This is a genomic window from Thioalkalicoccus limnaeus, from assembly GCF_041197575.1.
GTDB classification, from domain to species: Bacteria; Pseudomonadota; Gammaproteobacteria; order Chromatiales; family Chromatiaceae; genus Thioalkalicoccus; species Thioalkalicoccus limnaeus.
In genome coordinates this window covers 38,507-55,513 of sequence record NZ_JBDKXB010000021.1, presented here as the reverse complement: position 1 = coordinate 55,513, position 17,007 = coordinate 38,507, and the positions used below count along the sequence as shown (strand labels likewise).

General features: G+C 61.4%; 23 protein-coding genes and 5 pseudogenes. 19 read left to right on the top strand and 9 right to left on the bottom strand.

Annotated features, from left to right (window positions below):
• The first annotated feature begins 82 nt into the window (after positions 1 to 82).
• Positions 83 to 895 (top strand): hypothetical protein, encoded by an 813-nt coding sequence (locus tag ABC977_RS13795; protein ID WP_369667844.1) that lies wholly within the window; start codon positions 83 to 85, stop codon positions 893 to 895.
• Between the two features lie 404 nt (positions 896 to 1,299).
• Here the strand turns inward: ABC977_RS13795 and ABC977_RS13790 are convergent.
• Positions 1,300 to 1,389 (bottom strand): annotated as a pseudogene (locus ABC977_RS13790) (addiction module toxin RelE); the annotation flags it as partial.
• Between the two features lie 69 nt (positions 1,390 to 1,458).
• On the opposite strand from ABC977_RS13790, the gene ABC977_RS13785 reads away from it, so the two are divergent.
• The 4 genes and pseudogenes from ABC977_RS13785 to ABC977_RS18315 all read left to right on the top strand — a co-directional run.
• Positions 1,459 to 1,647, top strand: coding sequence for a hypothetical protein (locus tag ABC977_RS13785; RefSeq protein ID WP_369667843.1), 189 nt, complete (start codon positions 1,459 to 1,461; stop codon positions 1,645 to 1,647).
• Between the two features lie 352 nt (positions 1,648 to 1,999).
• A complete protein-coding gene (locus ABC977_RS13780; protein ID WP_369667842.1) occupies positions 2,000 to 2,266 on the top strand; it encodes a restriction endonuclease in 267 nt (88 codons plus the stop codon).
• Positions 2,267 to 2,521: 255 nt separating this feature from the next.
• Positions 2,522 to 2,797 (top strand): annotated as a pseudogene (locus ABC977_RS13775) (transposase); the annotation flags it as partial.
• 60 nt (positions 2,798 to 2,857) lie between these two features.
• A pseudogene (locus ABC977_RS18315) lies at positions 2,858 to 2,938 on the top strand (transposase); the annotation flags it as partial.
• 200 nt (positions 2,939 to 3,138) lie between these two features.
• Here ABC977_RS18315 and ABC977_RS13770 read toward each other — a convergent pair.
• A complete protein-coding gene (locus tag ABC977_RS13770; protein ID WP_369667841.1) occupies positions 3,139 to 3,495 on the bottom strand; it encodes an HVO_A0114 family putative DNA-binding protein in 357 nt (118 codons plus the stop codon).
• Complete coding sequence (locus tag ABC977_RS13765) at positions 3,492 to 3,782, bottom strand: toxin-antitoxin system TumE family protein (RefSeq protein WP_369667840.1); 291 nt, start codon at positions 3,780 to 3,782, stop codon at positions 3,492 to 3,494. The genes ABC977_RS13770 and ABC977_RS13765 overlap by 4 nt, the downstream gene beginning before the upstream one ends.
• Positions 3,783 to 3,909: 127 nt before the next feature.
• Here ABC977_RS13765 and ABC977_RS13760 point away from each other — a divergent pair.
• From ABC977_RS13760 to ABC977_RS18310, 4 genes and pseudogenes are all read left to right on the top strand, one after another.
• Positions 3,910 to 4,128, top strand: a pseudogene (locus ABC977_RS13760) (transposase); the annotation flags it as partial.
• 365 nt (positions 4,129 to 4,493) lie between these two features.
• Complete coding sequence (locus tag ABC977_RS13755; protein ID WP_369667839.1) at positions 4,494 to 4,682, top strand: type II toxin-antitoxin system HicA family toxin; 189 nt, start codon at positions 4,494 to 4,496, stop codon at positions 4,680 to 4,682.
• Positions 4,679 to 4,906: a type II toxin-antitoxin system HicB family antitoxin gene (locus ABC977_RS13750; protein WP_369667838.1), complete on the top strand. Its 228-nt coding sequence runs from the start codon at positions 4,679 to 4,681 to the stop codon at positions 4,904 to 4,906. Before ABC977_RS13755 ends, ABC977_RS13750 begins: the two co-directional genes overlap by 4 nt.
• Before the next feature lie 427 nt (positions 4,907 to 5,333).
• Positions 5,334 to 5,414, top strand: a pseudogene (locus tag ABC977_RS18310) (transposase); the annotation flags it as partial.
• Between the two features lie 200 nt (positions 5,415 to 5,614).
• On the opposite strand, the gene ABC977_RS13745 reads toward ABC977_RS18310, so the two are convergent.
• Both ABC977_RS13745 and ABC977_RS13740 read right to left on the bottom strand, forming a co-directional pair.
• Positions 5,615 to 5,971 (bottom strand): HVO_A0114 family putative DNA-binding protein, encoded by a 357-nt coding sequence (locus ABC977_RS13745; RefSeq protein ID WP_369667837.1) that lies wholly within the window; start codon positions 5,969 to 5,971, stop codon positions 5,615 to 5,617.
• On the bottom strand, positions 5,968 to 6,258 hold the full coding sequence (locus tag ABC977_RS13740) for a toxin-antitoxin system TumE family protein (protein ID WP_369667836.1): 291 nt from the start codon (positions 6,256 to 6,258) through the stop codon (positions 5,968 to 5,970). The genes ABC977_RS13745 and ABC977_RS13740 overlap by 4 nt, the downstream gene beginning before the upstream one ends.
• A 110-nt stretch (positions 6,259 to 6,368) precedes the next feature.
• On the opposite strand from ABC977_RS13740, the gene ABC977_RS13735 reads away from it, so the two are divergent.
• A complete protein-coding gene (locus ABC977_RS13735; RefSeq protein ID WP_369667835.1) occupies positions 6,369 to 7,253 on the top strand; it encodes a transposase in 885 nt (294 codons plus the stop codon).
• 415 nt (positions 7,254 to 7,668) lie between these two features.
• Here the strand turns inward: ABC977_RS13735 and ABC977_RS13730 are convergent, their stop codons facing one another.
• Positions 7,669 to 7,929 (bottom strand): type II toxin-antitoxin system ParD family antitoxin, encoded by a 261-nt coding sequence (locus ABC977_RS13730; RefSeq protein WP_369667834.1) that lies wholly within the window; start codon positions 7,927 to 7,929, stop codon positions 7,669 to 7,671.
• Between the two features lie 365 nt (positions 7,930 to 8,294).
• Between ABC977_RS13730 and ABC977_RS13725 the strand changes: the two genes are divergently transcribed.
• The 6 genes from ABC977_RS13725 to ABC977_RS13700 all read left to right on the top strand — a co-directional run bounded on the left by ABC977_RS13725 (position 8,295) and on the right by ABC977_RS13700 (position 10,177).
• Complete coding sequence (locus ABC977_RS13725) at positions 8,295 to 8,531, top strand: DUF4160 domain-containing protein (protein WP_369667833.1); 237 nt, start codon at positions 8,295 to 8,297, stop codon at positions 8,529 to 8,531.
• A gap of 40 nt (positions 8,532 to 8,571) precedes the next feature.
• The gene (locus ABC977_RS13720; RefSeq protein ID WP_439849191.1) at positions 8,572 to 8,784 is read left to right on the top strand and encodes a DUF2442 domain-containing protein; all 213 of its coding nucleotides are present in this window, start codon (positions 8,572 to 8,574) and stop codon (positions 8,782 to 8,784) included.
• A 225-nt stretch (positions 8,785 to 9,009) separates the two neighbouring features.
• Positions 9,010 to 9,444, top strand: coding sequence for a PIN domain protein (locus ABC977_RS13715; RefSeq protein ID WP_369667831.1), 435 nt, complete (start codon positions 9,010 to 9,012; stop codon positions 9,442 to 9,444).
• Entirely contained in the window at positions 9,441 to 9,647 is a 207-nt protein-coding gene (locus ABC977_RS13710) for a hypothetical protein (protein ID WP_369667830.1), read from the top strand. The genes ABC977_RS13715 and ABC977_RS13710 overlap by 4 nt, the downstream gene beginning before the upstream one ends.
• Before the next feature lie 108 nt (positions 9,648 to 9,755).
• Complete coding sequence (locus ABC977_RS13705; protein ID WP_369667829.1) at positions 9,756 to 9,962, top strand: type II toxin-antitoxin system HicA family toxin; 207 nt, start codon at positions 9,756 to 9,758, stop codon at positions 9,960 to 9,962.
• Complete coding sequence (locus tag ABC977_RS13700; protein ID WP_369667828.1) at positions 9,959 to 10,177, top strand: type II toxin-antitoxin system HicB family antitoxin; 219 nt, start codon at positions 9,959 to 9,961, stop codon at positions 10,175 to 10,177. The genes ABC977_RS13705 and ABC977_RS13700 overlap by 4 nt, the downstream gene beginning before the upstream one ends.
• A 92-nt stretch (positions 10,178 to 10,269) precedes the next feature.
• Here ABC977_RS13700 and ABC977_RS13695 read toward each other — a convergent pair whose 3' ends face one another.
• Positions 10,270 to 10,554 (bottom strand): hypothetical protein, encoded by a 285-nt coding sequence (locus ABC977_RS13695; protein ID WP_369667827.1) that lies wholly within the window; start codon positions 10,552 to 10,554, stop codon positions 10,270 to 10,272.
• Positions 10,555 to 10,629: 75 nt separating this feature from the next.
• On the opposite strand from ABC977_RS13695, the gene ABC977_RS13690 reads away from it, so the two are divergent.
• Both ABC977_RS13690 and ABC977_RS13685 read left to right on the top strand, forming a co-directional pair.
• Positions 10,630 to 10,788, top strand: coding sequence for a hypothetical protein (locus ABC977_RS13690; protein WP_369667826.1), 159 nt, complete (start codon positions 10,630 to 10,632; stop codon positions 10,786 to 10,788).
• A 267-nt stretch (positions 10,789 to 11,055) separates the two neighbouring features.
• Positions 11,056 to 12,129, top strand: coding sequence for a PA0069 family radical SAM protein (locus tag ABC977_RS13685; protein WP_369667825.1), 1,074 nt, complete (start codon positions 11,056 to 11,058; stop codon positions 12,127 to 12,129).
• Between the two features lie 183 nt (positions 12,130 to 12,312).
• On the opposite strand, the gene ABC977_RS13680 is transcribed toward ABC977_RS13685, so the two are convergent.
• Positions 12,313 to 12,819 carry a hypothetical protein gene (locus ABC977_RS13680; protein ID WP_369667824.1) on the bottom strand — a complete coding sequence of 169 codons (507 nt, stop codon included), beginning with the start codon at positions 12,817 to 12,819 and terminating at the stop codon, positions 12,313 to 12,315.
• Between the two features lie 300 nt (positions 12,820 to 13,119).
• Complete coding sequence (locus ABC977_RS13675) at positions 13,120 to 13,740, bottom strand: OmpA family protein (protein ID WP_369667823.1); 621 nt, start codon at positions 13,738 to 13,740, stop codon at positions 13,120 to 13,122.
• A 301-nt stretch (positions 13,741 to 14,041) separates the two neighbouring features.
• On the opposite strand from ABC977_RS13675, the gene ABC977_RS13670 reads away from it, so the two are divergent.
• A complete protein-coding gene (locus tag ABC977_RS13670) occupies positions 14,042 to 16,921 on the top strand; it encodes an adenosylcobalamin-dependent ribonucleoside-diphosphate reductase (protein WP_369667822.1) in 2,880 nt (959 codons plus the stop codon).
• Positions 16,922 to 17,007: the final 86 nt, after the last annotated feature.

Here is a 17,007-nt window from a genome sequence, read left to right as displayed (position 1 = left end):
TACACATCGTTCCGGGGCGAACGTCAGGACGTCTAGACGATGGCGTAACTCGTTTGTGTAACGGGATAGGGTATAGCAAGTAATGTCCGGGATCAAAGAGAGCCGAAAAATCTCAATCTCGGAAAGAGTGTTTGGTCTCAGCGATATTGTCCGCGTCGCGAGGTTGTTCGAGTCGGAACTGCAAGCACTCAGGGATGCAGAAAAGCTTGAGTATTCGAACGGCAGCGCCGTGTCATTAAAATTTGTTGTGGAGATTGTCGACGGATCGCAGTTTGAAAGCGAATCCATTGCCCTGTTTGATAATGATGCAGTCGTCTCTGAACGTCGAGTAAAAAGAATCGAAATAGAGTTGACCGACTACGAGGCTCAGAAAAGCGCAAGACTCTCGATAACGCACGGCGATTACCTTGGTTCGTTAAACGAGCTGATTGTGTCCGGCTATGATAACACTTGGGTCAATGGAATAACTAGGAAGTTGGAACAAGCCATCGGCGGCGCGAGGACTCAAAGCTCTTTCGTTAAGAAGTACTGCGAGGGCCTCCGCCTACTGTTAGCGTTTCCGCTTGGATATGTGGTTGTATATGTAGTTGCAAAAGCGTTCGCTTTCTTGGCACCAACGCCCGAAAAAGGGGTCGCGGAGAATGAATGGGCGTTAGCACACCCTGAACTTGTGATGTTCCTTGCATGGCTATTGGTCTTCGCCTTTGGGTACTTCCCGGCGGAGCTGCTGGTTTGGAAGCTGCGCTCGCTTTGGCCATCTATAGAGCTACAAATTGGGCCGGAGCATTCGCTACTTGAGATGCAGCGTAGACTCTGGATTTGGTCAGCAATTACGGCGTTTTTCTTTCCAGCGTTCTTAGCGTTCGGTCCGCAGATTCTCAGCCGCTTGTTGTAGTCATCTGGTAACCGTTCACGGGCTCATGAGCCAGCAGCAGCGAACCCTGTTGGGGCTGGACTCAGAAGCCAGAACCGGCTACTGTCGGGACCATGCACCCGATCATGGTCACGATCCAAGGCCGGCGCTGCACGCCTGACATCAGTGTCATCGAGCGCCTGCTCGCAGAGCACCCCGACTGGGGGCGAAGCCGACTTTCGGTGGCGCTCTGCGAGCAGTGGAACTGGCGCGCCGCCAATGGTCGACTCAAAGATATGGCCTGCCGCAGCCTGCTCTTGCGCTTGGAGCGCTCGGGGGCGATCCGGCTCCCGCCGCGGCAACGCAAATCGCCCAACGGCTACCGCAACCACATGAAAACGGCACATGAAAACGGGGTCAGACCCCGCTTTCTTTCTGCCGCCCGCATCGTCACGATAGATGGCCTCACGCCGATCGCCGCGCGAGGTCACGTGGTAGAGCCCGCCGGCTAGCTCGATACGAAGAGGTCTGGCCATGGGCTAAGTGTTGTAGTCGGGCGGTGCTGGATTGCAAAACCTGACCCTAGGACCCTCGCTAGGACCCTCGTGGGTCGGGGCGACGAGCTGGCCTGGTTGCCGGAGAAGGACCGTCCAGTGCTGGCGGCGGCGATACGCCTGGGCTGCGACGCGCTCGTCACTGGCGACCGCACGCACTTCGGCGCCGGCTATGGACGGGTGTTCGGCGATGTCGCCATCCACTCGCCGCGGTCGCTGGCCGAGCAGATCCTCGCCTGACCGCTGAGCACACCCCCCCGGCCCAGAAGCTCTGGAGCTACTGCAACGCGCGGATGCGCGGATGGTGTCAGGTCTCGCGTTTTGCCTTTTCGGCGGCGTGAACGACGCGGCTGATCCGTGCGTAATGAAGACCAAATCGTCCCCGATGGCTTTGATCGTGTACCCGCCGCCGGCGTAGGCTGCTGCTATGCCCTGGTTTCGATCGGCGTGCAGGCCCAGGGAATCGATGTCCTTGCGCGCATCTCCGCGCGAGGAGATGTGGGACAAAGCGCCGGGAAATTCGAGTCTGAGGGGGCGAGCCATGGATCAAGCGTAACCCGAAACGGGCAAAAGACAAGACCTGACACCCTCCTTGCCGGAGGGCCGAGCTGTTAACAAGGAGGCAATCCATGGGTTTATTGGCGCTCTGCACCTAAAGGGCGCGAATAAGGGCGTATTCATTACCACCAGTCACTTCACATCAGGCGCCGCTAAGGCGGCCAGCGAAGTCCGAGCACTGAGCCTACGGCTCGTTGATGGGATGGAGTTAGCTCGCCTGATGATCAGATATCAGGTCGGGGTGCGTCATGAATCCATCGCCATCCCCAAGGTGGACCTTGATTTCTGGGATGAAGAATAGTTCGAACGGGGAACGTGACAACGTAAGACTTACGGTGACAGTTTACTAAATACACCAATTACGCCGGTCGATGGCCGTGTTGTGCTTGCGCCGAATGGCATGTGATCCTATCTGGGTGGCGGGGAGCCGGGGCGACCCAGACCGCCCAACGAGTGGCTCGGCCCAACCGCCCGATGCCGCACCGTCGCTTCGCCTCCCGCACAGGGAGACGGGGTCAGGTCTTGCAATCCAGCACCGCCCGACTACACTGAGCCCATGGCCAGACCCCTTCGTATCGAGCTAGCCGGCGGGCTCTACCACGTGACCTCACGCGGCGATCGGCGTGAGGCCATCTATCGTGACGAGGCGGACCGCAGCGCTTGGCTGGCGCTCTTAGGCGATGTCTGTGAGCGGTTCCACTGGCGGTGCCACGCCTACTGCCAGATGACGAACCATTACCACGTCGTCGTCGAGACACCTGAAGCCAACCTGTCCAAGGGTATGCGCCAGCTGAACGGTGTCTACACCCAAAGGAGCAACCGACGCCACGGGCTGGTCAGCGCAGACGGGGTCAGGTCTTGCAATCCAGCACCGCCCGACTACACTTTGCCCATGGCCAGACCCCTTCGTATCGAGCTAGCCGGCGGGCTCTACCACGTGACCTCGCGCGGCGATCGGCGTGAGGCCATCTATCGTGCCCAGACGCGCCCGGATTGTTGTCGCCCGTTGTCCAGTACGAGGGATCAATCTCCCCGCAGTGTTCTTCGACGAGGGGTAAACCGGGGTCAGACCCCGTTTACATCGTTCGCGTCCCTCGTCGCTATTGCTCCAGTGTCCGGTATGTTCAGCTATACCGTCAGCGTCGAGCGTGAGTGGTCAGCACGCGCCTGACATCAGGCCGCATCGCGGAGGCCAGCATGGATCAGGATTTCGTCATAAGGCGCGACCAGCACGCCATCGTTGCCGCGCTCCAGGAGTCCAAGCTCGACCAGCTCGGTGACATCCGTATGCACGTTTTTGTAGTCACGCCCCAGCGATTGGGCGAGCTGGCGCACATTGAGCCCCTCGTGCGACGCCACGTGGCGCAAGAGATCCAACCGCTTCTCGGTAATCGCCGAGAACAGCTCCCGAAGGCTGCCAAAGGCGAGCCGATGCCTGATTTCCTCGCCGGCCCCAGCCTGCTGCCAGGTATCTGCGAAGGCCTGCAAGGCCGCTTGCGGTCTCAATACACTGATCTCGATTCGGTTCATTCCCACCTCCAGCCAGCGAGCCGCACGCAGTCGTCTCTGAAATCAGCCAGCAGTTGCTCCACCGACAGGAACCCATAGGGCTCCTCGCGCTCGCCGTAGTGGCGATGATCGCCCTTTCCCGCCTCGTTGTCGTAGCGCACCACACAGGTCCCGGTACGACCGCAGAACAGCCGGTATTTCAGGCCGTGGGGTCGACCCGCTGTCGTGGCTGGCAACGTCCAGATCACCATCTCGCAGATGAGATCACCCTGGCGGGCCTTGTAACGGAAGAGCTGACGCGCCTTCATGAAACTGCTTGCCACATCTAATTATGGCATTTTATACCATAACCCAAGTTGCCCCAGACGGGGTCATGCCCCACAGACGGGGTCAGGTCTTGTAATCCAGCACCGCCCGACTACACTTACTTTGGCCATGGCCAGACCTCTTCGTATCGAGTTAGCCGGCGGGCTCTACCACGTGACCTCGCGCGGCGATCGGCGTGAGGCCATCTATCGTGACGATGCGGACCGCAGCGCTTGACTGGATCTCTTAGGCGATGTCTGCGAGCGGTTCCACTGGCGGTGCCACGCCTACTGCCAGATGACGAACCATTACCACGTCGTCGTCGAGACACCTGAAGCCAACCTGTCCACGCGTGAACGGGGTCAGGTCTTGCAATCCAGCACCGCCCGACTACACTTATTTCGCCCATGGCCAGACCCCTTCGTATCGAGCTAGCCGGCGGGCTCTACCACGTTACCTCGCGCGGCGATCGGCATGGGGCCATCTATCGAGGGGAGGAGTCGGGTCTTCCCTTTTGACTTACTCTCGAAGATCGGATGATTCGCCTAACATGAGGCTGCAGGCGACCCAATGCCGCGCCGCGGGTTCTGTGCTAAGTTCTACTCAATGCGGGGCGGCATTGGATCGCCTGAGCCAAACGTTGGGCGTGAAACAACGCAGCGGCTGGAGCAGGACGCGTCATCGGTTCCGAAGAAGAAGCATCTCGCCCCACCGTGAAAGTCAAAGAACTGATCAGAATGCTGGAAGACGACGGCTGGTTCTTAGTACGTGTGCGCGGCAGTCACCGGCAGTTCCGTCATCCTATGAAGCCGGGCACTGTTACCGTTGCAGGTAAGCCCAGCGTAGACGTCCCGCCAGGGACTTTGAACAATGCCCTCAAACAGGCCGGGCTGAAAACTTGAGGTACGTCGAAGTGCGCTTTACCGTGATTCTTGAGCAAGGCCCATCAAGCGTTGGCGCATATGTGCCAGACCTTCCAGGATGCATTGCTGCGGGCGAAACAAAGGCAGAGGCGCTGGAACTCATAGCTGAAGCAATCGAGCTCCACGTGGAGGATCTCAGAGAACGTGGTGAGGAGATTCCCCCGCCAAACAGCGTCTTTGAAACAGTGGAGGTTGCGGCATAAGTCCGCCCAACAAGCGGCTCGGCCCGACCGCCCGTTGCCTCGCCGTCGCTGCGCTCCAGCGCGTCAACGGGCGGTCGGGCCAGCCTGAACGTTGGGCCTGAGAATCGGCAATGGCATTTAAGACATTTGAGCGCATTGCCCTCGCAATTCTGCTAGCGGCAACGTTGGCGGCGTTAATAGCTAGCTTCTATTCTCTCAGCGTCGGCGCAGCCACAGCTGGGAAATGGCTCGCTTCCACCGGCTTATTGGCAACTGCTGCGGGAGTGTTTCAGCTAGAGGTAAGCGGCCTCTTCCGAAAAATCATGGACTTCTACGCCGATGAAGAAAGATCCTCTTACGGACCGCCGTCCCACATCACACGCCAGCTAAGGGAGACGGGGTCAGGTCTTGCAATCCAGCACCGCCCGACTACACTTCTTTTTAGCGCATGGCCAGACCCCTTCGTATCGAGCTAGCCGGCGGGCTCTACCACGTTACCTCGCGCGGCGATCGGCGTGAGGCCATCTATCGTGCCCAGACGCGCCCGGATTGTTGTCGCCCGTTGTCCAGTACGAGGGATCAATCTCCCCGCAGTGTTCTTCGACGAGGGGTAAACCGGGGTCAGACCCCGTTTACATCGTTCGCGTCCCTCGTCGCTATTGCTCCAGTGTCCGGTATGTTCAGCTACACCGTCAGCGTCGAGCGTGAGTGGTCAGCACGCGCCTGACATCAGGCCGCATCGCGGAGGCCAGCATGGATCAGGATTTCGTCATAAGGCGCGACCAGCACGCCATCGTTGCCGCGCTCCAGGAGTCCAAGCTCGACCAGCTCGGTGACATCCGTATGCACGTTTTTGTAGTCACGCCCCAGCGATTGGGCGAGCTGGCGTACATTGAGCCCCTCGTGCGACGCCACGTGGCGCAACAGATCCAACCGCTTCTCGGTAATCACCGAGAACAGCTCCCGAAGGCTGCCAAAGGCGAGCCGATGCCTGATTTCCTCGCCGGCCCCAGCCTGCTTCCAGGTATCTGCGAAGGCCTGCAAGGCCGCCTGCGGTCTCAATACACTGATCTCGATTCGGTTCATTCCCACCTCCAGCCAGCGAGCCGCACGCAGTCGTCTCTGAAATCAGCCAGCAGTTGCTCCACCGACAGGAACCCATAGGGCTCCTCGCGCTCTCCGTAGTGGCGATGATCGCCCTTTCCCGCCTCGTTGTCGTAGCGCACCACACAGGTCCCGGTACGACCGCAGAACAGCCGGTATTTCAGGCCGTGGGGTCGACCCGCTGTCGTGGCTGGCAACGCCCAGATCACCATCTCGCAGATGAGATCGCCCTGGCGGGCCTTGTAACGGAAGAGCTGACGCGCCTTCATGAAACTGCTTGCCACATTCAATTATGGCATTTTATACCATAACCCAAGTTGCCCCAGACGGGGTCAGGTCTTGCAATCCAGCACCGCCCGACTACACTTCTTTTTAGCGCATGACCAGACCCCTTCGTATCGAGCTAGCCGGCGGGCTCTACCACGTTACCTCGCGCGGCGATCGGCGTGAGGCCATCTATCGTGACGATGCGGACCGCAGCGCTTGGCTGGAGCTCTTAGGCGATGTCTGTGAGCGGTTCCACTGGCGGTGCCACGCCTACTGCCAGATGACGAACCATTACCACGTCGTCGTCGAGACACCTGAAGCCAACCTGTCCAAGGGTATGCGCCAGCTGAACGGTGTCTACACCCAAAGGAGCAACCGGCGCCACGGGCTGGTCGGACACCTGTTCCAGGGACGCTTCAAAGCCATCTTGGTGGAACGCGATGCCTACCTGTTGGAGCTCGTGCGCTACGTCGTGCTGAATCCCGTGCGCGCGGGAATGGTACCGGCGGCGGAAGGGTGGGCATGGAGCCGCTACCGGGCGATGGTCGGGCGGGCGTCGGCGCCGGCGTGGTTGGAGACGGATTGGCTGCTCGGGCAGTTCGGCGAGGAACGCGGCGTCGCGCAGGCCGGGTATGCGGATTTCGTTCGCCAAGGGGTCGGCGGTGCGAGCATCTGGGAAGGTCTGCGTCATCAGGTCTTTCTCGGTAGTGAGGATTTCGCCGAGCGCCATCGCGCGACGACCAAGCCCTTGGAACGGCTGCGCGAGGTCCCACGCGCGCAGCGCCGGCCGTTGGCGGAGCCGCTCGCCGGCTTCGCGCGCCGGTATCCCCACCGTGACGAGGCCATGGCTCGAGCCTTCGCCACCGGCGTCTACACGATGCAGGAGATCGCAGCGTTCTTCGGCGTGCATTACTCGACCGTGAGCCGCGCCGTACGACGCCTCAAGGCCGCACCAGACTGCAACGCGCCGGCAACCTCAAGCAAGCAAGGTGCTTGAATGCAAGACCTGGCCCCTTTGCCCGTGCTTTGCCCCCGATCTTTTTTTTAAGGCCGGCTTCCGGCAGGGGATCGGTCTGCCCTCTCACTCCGGATCTTTCATAGTAACTCTGCCGTGCCCTCGCTGAGAGACGGCGGTGTCAGCCAAAGATACGCCTAGCTCGCCGCGTTTTCGCCACTGGGCCCGGCCCCCTCGACCATCTGCTTACGACCCACTGATGGCGCTCAGTACGCAGACCTGGGCGGGAGGTTTGGACGCATAGCGGTCAGCGATCGACGCGAGGAGGGCATGGCCAGTCCGCAGGAAGCGGACACCGACCCACCGTGGCGGTCGGGACTCCCATCGACTCGCGCGAGAACTGGGCCGGGTAGGTGGTGTAGGGCCATACCCGGCCAACACCGATAGACCCGGCCCATCAGCCTTGTTGCTTGCGCGCGGCCATACGGTTCGTGGCCTCCGCGCGGAGCGCCGTCCAGTCCTCCGCGGCCAGCGGCGCCTCGGGACTGTTCAGCCCTTCGAGGAGCGCCGTCTCCAGTGCCTCCTGAGCCTTGCGCCGCTCGTCAGCACGAATCAGCTCGCGCACATACTCGCTCGCGCTGCTGTAGCGCCCCTGGGCCACCTGCCCGTCAACGAACGCCTTGAGCGGATCGGGCAGCGAAATGTTCATGGTCTGCATCGGGCACCTCCATTTGCCCTTAGGTTGGCACGGTCGCCAAGGGTTGGCAAGTCTTGCCATGCGGCGCTGGCCTTCGGTTAGGCAGGTGTCGAAGGCGGCGGCGCCCGGGACTTTCGCATGCGAAAAATCCCCGCTCCCTGGGGCACAGACGGGGTCTTGCAATCCAGCACCGCCCGACTAGGGAATTACGGTGACACTTTACTAAATGCACCAATTATGCCGGTCGATCGCCATGTTAAGCTTAAGATCTGAACCAGGACACACTATGTTAGATTCGTCCAACAGGGTGCTCCAACCGCAGCCGGTTTCGCTCTCGCTTAACCAGCTCTGCTGAGCGTGGCGTTCGGCTCTAGACAGAGAATGACATGCCCACTGTTCTAAGAGTCAGAGGCTTGAGATTTCACTTTTACTCTGACGAAGGCACGGAGCCTGCTCATATTCATATTCGCAGCGCCGAGGGTGAGTGTAAGTTCTGGTTGTCACCGATATCGCTAGCGCGGAACAGGGGTATGCCCGCGCATAGGATCAGGGAAATCGAGAGAATCGTCTACGAAAATCAACGGTTTTTTCTGGAGAAATTTTATGAATACCATGTGGATTGAAAATGAGCCTTGCGCCCTACGTGCTTGGGCCGAGGGCCGAATGATCTACCTCGAACTCACAGATGGACGTATCGTTGGCTTCCCTGCGGATCGCTTTAAAATTCTAAGAGCAGCCCCCGAGGAGAAGCTGAAAAAAGTGAGCGTTGAGGTAAACGGCTATGCTCTTCGATGGGAAGAACTTGACGAGGATCTAACTGTTCAGGGTGTAGTCGCCGGAAGATTCCAACTTCCTCTTCCGGAACAAGCTGCATAGCGTTTCCGGCAGGACTTCGCCGAACAAACGCACAGTTGATTATTAACATGCCTCCGCCATTTTCAGGAGGTGATGGGGAAACCGGGGTCAGACCCCGTTTCCACGCTATGTTAGATTCGTCCAACAGGGTGCTGCAGCCGCAGCCGGTTTCGCTCTCGCTCAACCGCCCCGGCTGAGCGTAGCGTTCGGTTAGAAGGGCTCCACATACATCACTGCGAAGTCATAATGAAGGTCTATCTTGATAATTGCTGTTTCAACCGACCGTATGATGATCAGTCGCATCTTCGGATACGACTTGAGGCGGAAGCAAAATTGAAGATTCAAGAAGAAACACGAAATGGAGTATATGAACTCATCTGGTCTTACATATTGGATTACGAGAACAGCAAAAACCCATTCAAGGAAAGAAGAGAGCAGATCGCAGAATGGAGAAAATACGCTGCTCAGGATGTCGCTGAAAGTAAAGAGATTCTTGTTATGGCGACGATGTTACAAGAACAAGGGATCAAGAAAATCGATTCGCTGCATATAGCTTGCGCCATCGAGGCTCACTCAGATTACTTTCTAACAACAGATGATGGAATTTTGAAAAAGGCGACACTTTTTCAAGAAGTAAAGATTACGGATCCAATTGGGTTTATCAAAGAGGTGTTGACGTGATCACCGATACAGAAATCAAAATCAAAGGCTTTAAGGTGCTTGCAAAGCACTTAGGGAATGTCGAAGCAGAGCGCTTTATCGCCTTAATCCAGCGAGAGCCTTTTGATTACACCAGCTGGCGCCAAGACATGGACGAAGATCTGAGTCTCGAAGAAATCAGTCGAAAAGCAATGGCGTACAGAAACGAAATCACCGAACAATAACGGCAACCTGGCCGCGTACTGATCGGATCAGAGGGGCGGAAGCCGCGTCCAGAAAACGGGTAGAAAAAGCGCAAGCTTCTCCTCAAACTTCTCACCGGCTCCTAGAATGTGCGGTTTTCGGAAGCAGTAGCGATAGCTGAGGCTTTCGGCTTCCGATTGGACAGAGTGAACGGAAGCCATCATATTTTCGTTCATCCGAAGATTCCGGAATTGTTGAATTTGCAGGATTTGAAAGGCAAGGCTAAACCCTATCAAGTCAAGCAATTGCTCCAATTGGCGGAGATTCACAACCTGCAACTGGAAGACGAATCATGAAGGATTACCACGTTAACATCTTCTATAGCGATGAAGATGAAGGCTACATTGCTGACATTCCGGATTTGAAAGCGTGTTCTGCATTCGGCGAAACGCCTAACGAAGCTTTCGCTGAGGTTTTGAAAGCTAAAGAGAGCTGGTTGGCATCCGCAGCGGCGAACGGCAAGCCAGTTCCGCCACCAGAATACCGTCCCGTGATCTATCGCGTTGCATGAAGAAGGCGAACAAGCAAGAATAGAGCGGGGTCAATAGCGGGAAAAATGGGGACAGACCCTGAGGTATCCCCACAAATCTGACCGCCCCGCGGTCATACAGCGAGCAGCGCATCATGGTCCCTCGCGACCCATTGATCCGGCGACCCGATCCCATCGACCAGCTCGGCGATGCTCGTGCGGCAATCCTCCAGCGTCAGCAGCAGCCGGGCCAAGAACAGACGCGAGTAGGCGCGACGCTTGCGAGTGCCAGGTCGCAGACGCTCGTGCAGGCCGCAGCGCTCGGCGGCGGTACCGATCAGCCAAAGCAGGATCGCCGCCAGCGCGACCTTCGCTTTGAAGGCCCCCGTGTAACTCTTGCGCTTCGATTCGCCCATCATCTCTCTGCCCCTTATCGGTTGGGGACCAGCTTAGACTATTGTCCGATTTTCGGGGTCCACTATAGAGACTATGCGTTGTACCTTGATGTTCTGAGCGAAGCGGCGCTTGAGGCCGAGAAGGAAATCTGGGGCTACTGCCTCATGCCCAATCATGTCCACCTGATCGCAATGCCCGCCCTCGCCGACCCCGCCGACAGCGGCCTCGCCCCTGGCGCCCATACGGCCCTGCCCTGAGGCAGGTCGCCGACGGCCACCACCCGGGTCTTGAGCAGCGCTACTTCGACGGCTGGATCGACGATGGCCGCAAGATGCGCTACAAGAGAGGCTTGCGGCTGATCGAGGCCTGAGACGGCCGCCAATGGCCATGGCGGCGATAGCGACGCGGCGAAGCCATCGGCCAGGGGCCGAGCGCCAAGGACAACGCGGGATGCACGAGGATCGCATTCACCAGCCGCTCGCGCGGAAGCTCAGCAAGGGTCCGGGCAAATCGGGTTGGGCACCATGACGCAGAACCAGAGGCCGGCGACGCGTGGCCGCGGAGCCGTGACGAACGAGATTCTCCGGTACGCCGAACATCGGCGCGAGGCGATCGATGATGGCTGGGGGGCCGATGCGCCGAGTCCGATCGCCACATCGGTCGACATCGATCACAGCCGCGAGATCATCAGTTACAACGATTCGCCGGATATCCCGTTCGACCGTTCGGTGAATCCCTATCGCGGCTGCGAGCACGGCTGCATCTACTGCTACGCGCGGCCGTCGCACGCCTGGCTCGGACTCTCGCCGGGGCTGGACTTCGAGACCCGCCTGTTTCAGAAGCCCGATGCGGCCGCACAGCTCGAGCGCGCGCTCGCGGCACCGCGCTATCGGCCGGCGACGTTGGCACTCGGTGCGAACACGGATCCCTATCAGCCGATCGAGCGCCGACTGACACTGACCCGAGCGATCCTGCGGGTCCTGGCCGATTGCCGCCACCCGGTCGTGGTGACGACCAAGTCGGCGCTGGTCTTGCGCGACCGAGAAATTCTCGCCGAGATGGCCGCCGAGGGGTGCGCGGCGGTGATGATCTCGCTGACGACGCTCGACCTGGACCTCGCACGCCGGCTCGAACCCCGGGCCGCGACGCCCACGCGACGGCTCGCCGTGATCGAGGCACTGGCCAAGGCCGGGGTGCCGGTGGGGGTCCTGGTCGCACCCGTGATCCCGGCCCTCACGGATGCCGATCTCGAGCGTATCCTCGACCAGGCAGCCACGGCCGGCGCGATCCGGGCGTGCAGTCAACTGATTCGCCTGCCGCACGAGGTCGGCGAGCTGTTCACGCAGTGGCTCGCCACCCACTATCCGCAACGCGCCGCGAAGGTCCTCGGCTTGATCCGCCAGTGCCGCGGCGGCCGGCTCAATGACCCGGCATTCGTCGCGCGCCACCGCGGCCAGGGGCCGATCGCCGACCTGCTGCGGCAACGCTTTCTGCTCGCGGCACGCCGCGCGGGGCTTGCAACCGACCCGGATGGCTGGCGATTCGAGACCGACCGTTTCAGACCGCCGCGCGGACCCCAACTGTCGCTCTTCGACTGAGCCTTGGCCCTCGCGTTGGCCCCGCGGCGCAACGCTAGGGCACCGCATCGGCCTCCCGAGCGCACCGGCGGGATGCCGGTCAAACGCGCGACCGGGCCACCGGCCTTGGCGATGCTGATCTCGTCGCCGCGACTGGCTCGATCGATGAGTCGGGATAGTGCAGCCTGGCAAGGCATCGCCTGATCAGCGGCGATGGTGGTTCAGCGTCTCGCGTTCGATCCGGCCGCCGAGGCGTTGCTGGTCGATCCGACGCTGTTCGAGTTGACGACGGCCGAGCCCACCGGCCGTTTCCTCCAACCCGGAGATCGGCCGTCCAACCGACCCTCGGTCGAATTCGGTCGCACGCCAATCCGTCTGCTGGCGCTGCTCGATCCGCCGCAGGTTCTGGTCTGCATAACCCGATAAGGGACCGACGCGCTCCCGATACACCCGCTGGTCATGTCGCAACTGAAGCCACCCCGCATCCTGCGCGACCTGACCGGACCCGGCGGCATCCGCAAACGGCATCACAGGTACCGATCCGAACAGCAGGACGGCACAGAGGCCGGCGGACCGCGTGAAGGTGGTACGGGCCTCGCTCCAGCGTCGTGGAGACGCCGCCGCATCGAGCCGCGGACGCGCCCACCGATGCGCCCTGAGACCCCGGCTAATCAACAGCTTGACCATGAGGGCACGGATCTCGTGATTCATCCCGTCAATCGGGCTTGATCTTGAGATTAGAGATGCCCGGCGCGAGAAGGAGTTCCTGCCACCGGCGGGTTCTCGAGAAAGTCCCATCTGCCGACGCGAAGGCCGCAGAGGAGTCAATGGGGTGACATCCGGCTCAGGCTATCGCAGGGCGAGCAGGAACTGCTCGGCCGTCTCCATCGATGCCAGGGAGGGTTTCCAGATCACGAAAAGCCCGGCGGGTGTTCGAATACCCGCCGGGCCAGCCGCCACACGGCAGACGAGCCCTGTCGGCTCGCCCCTCGTGGCGGATGCACGTCCGAGTTAGCCCTCGGACTTGATCACGACGCGGCGCTGTTGCAACGCGAAGGGGTCGAAGTTAGGCAGCAGGTCCCGCTTGCCCATGCTCTGGGACGGTCCGATCTGCCGCTCCGGAACGCCGCGAGAGATCATATAGTCACGAACCGTGTTAGCGCGACGCAGACCCAAAGCGTCGTTATACTCGTACGAGCCTTTGGCATCCGTGTGACCGACCACGGTCAGGAATTCGCCGGCCGTCGAACGCTTGACCGTTTCGATGTAGTCATTGAGCCGGGCCAGTTCTTGGTCGTTGACGATGTTCTCCAAGCGGTACTTGTCGAATTCGAAGTTCAGCCGCACCACGAATTCTTTCGGCACAACCGCGGCTGGCTTCACGCACGGCTCGAGATCCGTTGGGCCGCCGGCACTGTTCCAGCACTCGCCGTAGCCGGTCACCCAAGCGGTGCCAGTCGGCTGGGCAGACCAGAAATGCTCCATCATATCGGCCTTGACCGCGATGGGGGCGACCAAGGCGACCGAGACCAACGCGGGTGCAGCAAGGCGCGCGGCGCGGAGAGCTGAGATAACTTTCAACATGATGTGTTCCTCGATCAGTATTAACAAAATGCGGTCAAGACACGGCAACCCGATGCATCGCCCCTCGCAGCAAGGCGGAAGACTGACCAACCCCCTCCCGAGAGTCATCTACGCAGGCTCAGGCACCCAGGACCACATGTTCCAGCCGCCTGTGATGAAGGGTTTACCCGCCCCATAGTGTAACGTATGTTGCCAAAGTCGGTGCAACCTTTTCTGTCTTTTCCGGTAAATTCGCAACGTAGCCCATCGCGGCTCACACCTCAGAATACGATAAGTATTTGACGGAAATAGCGCCGCTCTTCGTGACCGCAATGCGACTGTTGCCATCTAACAACACATTACCCTAGTGATGAGCACCACTGACCGGGTCGATCAACTCCTGCAACCCATCTCCGAGCGGATTCTGCTCGAGAAGTACGCGCGCGGTGACGAACGAGCGCCGCACGCGATCCGCGAGCGCGTCGCGCGCGCGCTCGCGCGCGTCGAATCCGACCCGGCCACCTGGACACCGGTCTTTCTCGCCGCGCAGGAACGAGGCCTGATCATGGCCGGTCGGATCAATGCCGCGGCCGGCACCGAGCGGCGCAGCACCTGGATCAATTGCTTCGTGCAACCGGTCGGTGACAGCGTCTCGGGTCATGACGCCGACGGGGTCCCAGGAATCTATGTGGCGCTTCAGCAAGCGACCGAAACCATGCGCCTCGGCGGCGGCGTCGGCTACGACTTCTCGCGGCTGCGCCCGCGCGGGGCGTTGGTCGGGGGAACCGGCGCCGAGGCCTCCGGCCCCGTCTCCTATATGCGGGTCTTCGATCGCTCCTGTGCGACCGTGGTCTCTGCTGGTGCCCGCCGCGGGGCCCAGATGGCGATCCTGCGTTGCGACCATCCGGACATCCTCGACTTCATCCAGGCCAAGGATCAGGCCGGCGAATTGACCCATTTCAACCTGTCGGTGGCCGTGACCGACTCGCTGATCGAGGCGGTGATCGACGATCAGGACTTCGCGCTCGTGCATCGGCAACCACCGACCCCGGCCTTGGCCCGCTCGCTCGACGCCTTTCAACGCGCCGATGGCCTGTGGGTCTATCGGACGCTGCCGGCACGCCGCCTGTGGGATGCGATCATGGCCTCGACGTACGACCACGGCGAGCCCGGCGTCTTCTTCGTCGATCGCGTGAACGCCGACAACAACCTGGCCTATTGCGAGACGATCGCCGCCACCAACCCCTGCGCCGAGGAACCGCTCCCGCCGTACGGCTGTTGCTGCCTGGCGAGCATCAACTTGGCGGCCCTGGTCGAGGCGCCGTTCACCGCGCACGCCGCGTTCGACTGGGACGGCCTGGGCCGATTGGTCGAGGTCGGCGTGCGGATGCTCGACGATGTGCTCGAGGCGACACCCTGGCCGATCCCGGAGCAGGCCGCCGAGGCCCGCTCGAAACGCCGGATCGGTCTCGGCCTCCTTGGCCTTGGCGATGCGCTGATCATGCTTGGCCTGCGCTACGACAGCCCGGCGGCCCGCGAGCTGGCCGCCGCGATCGCGCGCAGGATGCGCGATACGGCCTATCGTGCGAGCATCGCGCTGGCCCGTGAACGCGGCCCGTTTCCGCTGTTCGATGCGGAACCCTATCTGGCCAGCGGTTTCGCGTCGCGCCTACCCGACGAGATCCGCGATGCGATCCGCCGTGACGGGATTCGCAACTCGCATCTGCTGTCGGTGGCCCCGACCGGAACCATCTCGCTGGCCTTCGCCGACAATGCCTCCAACGGCATCGAACCGGCCTACAGCTGGTTCTACCAGCGCCGTGTGCGCGAGCGTGACGGCGGCTGGACCACGCACCAGGTCGAAGACCATGCCTTTCGCTGCTACCGCGCGCTCCATGACCTGACCGACCAACCCGCCGACGAGACGGTCACGCGGCTGCCGACCGCCTTCGTCTCCGCGCTGGAGATCTCGGCCCAGGATCACGCGCTGATGGTCGCGGCCATCCAGCCCTATGTCGATGCCGCGATCTCGAAGACCGTCAACATCCCGACCGATTACCCGTTCGCCGATTTCAAGGACCTATACCTCGACGCCTGGCGCGCCGGGGTCAAGTCGCTGGCAACCTTCCGGCCGAATCCGATCACCGGCAGCCTGCTGTCCGCGGCCAAACCGAGCCCGGAGATTCCGGCGGATGCGGTCGAGGACCTGGTCCAATCGGACCCGGATCGGCGCGTGCGCCTCGAACGGCTGCCGGAGATCACGCTGAACAGCGTCCGCTGGCCATCGCGCCCGCGCTTGACCGCCGGCAATCCGGCCTGGACCTTCATGGTCCGCCACCCCGGCGGGAGTCGCTTCGCGGTCTTCGTCGGCCATCTCGAGAACGAGACCCCCTACCCCTTCGAGGTCTGGGTCACCGGCGAACCGCCGCGCGGCCTGGCGGCGCTGGCGAAGACGCTGTCGCATGACATGTATTCGAGCGACCGCGCCTGGCTGAAGCTCAAGCTGTTGGCCCTGATGCGCACCAGTGGCGATGACGCCTTCGCGCTGCCGATGCCGCCGGATGGGGAGCTGGTGCCGGTGCCGAGCATCGTCAGCGGCTTCGCGCGTCTGGTCCATTACCGGTGCGAGGCCCTCGGCACCTTCGATGCGCTGGACGGAAGCCCGGTAAAGGACGCGCTCTTCTCGCCGAAGGAGCCCAAGACCGGCCCGGACGGCACCCTGTCCTGGACCGTCGATATCGAGAACCCGGCGACCGGCGACGATGCCGTGCTGTTCCTGAAGGAACTGGTGCTGCCGGACGGGCAGCGGCGCCCCTACTCGGTCTGGCTGTCTGGCGAGTACCCGCGCGTCCTCGACGGCCTGTGCAAATCCCTGTCCTACGACATGCGTGTGATCGATACGGCGTGGATCGGCCGCAAACTGCGCAAGCTACTGAACTTCGAGGAACCCCAGGGCGATTTCCTGGCACCGGCCCCCGGCGATCGCCGGCAGCGCCGCTATCCGTCAACGGTGGCCTACATCGCGACCCTGATGATCCACCGCTACCGAACCCTGGGTCTGTTGGACGACGACGGCTATCCGGTCGCTTCGATCGGCGTCATCGAAAAGCCCCAGCAGGTACCCGTCCTGACATCCGCACCGGGGCTGGTGTTCGGCAGCCGCTGCCCCGAGTGTGGCGCCCTCGCCGTGGTTCGAATCGACGGCTGTCAGCGCTGCCGCGCCTGCGGTTGGATCGGTGACTGCGGATGATGACGGCCGGCGCGCTGGGCTACCGGCGCACAGCCGACGGGCACCATGTCAGAACCCCTCCGCACCAGCGGAACCAGGGGCTCTGT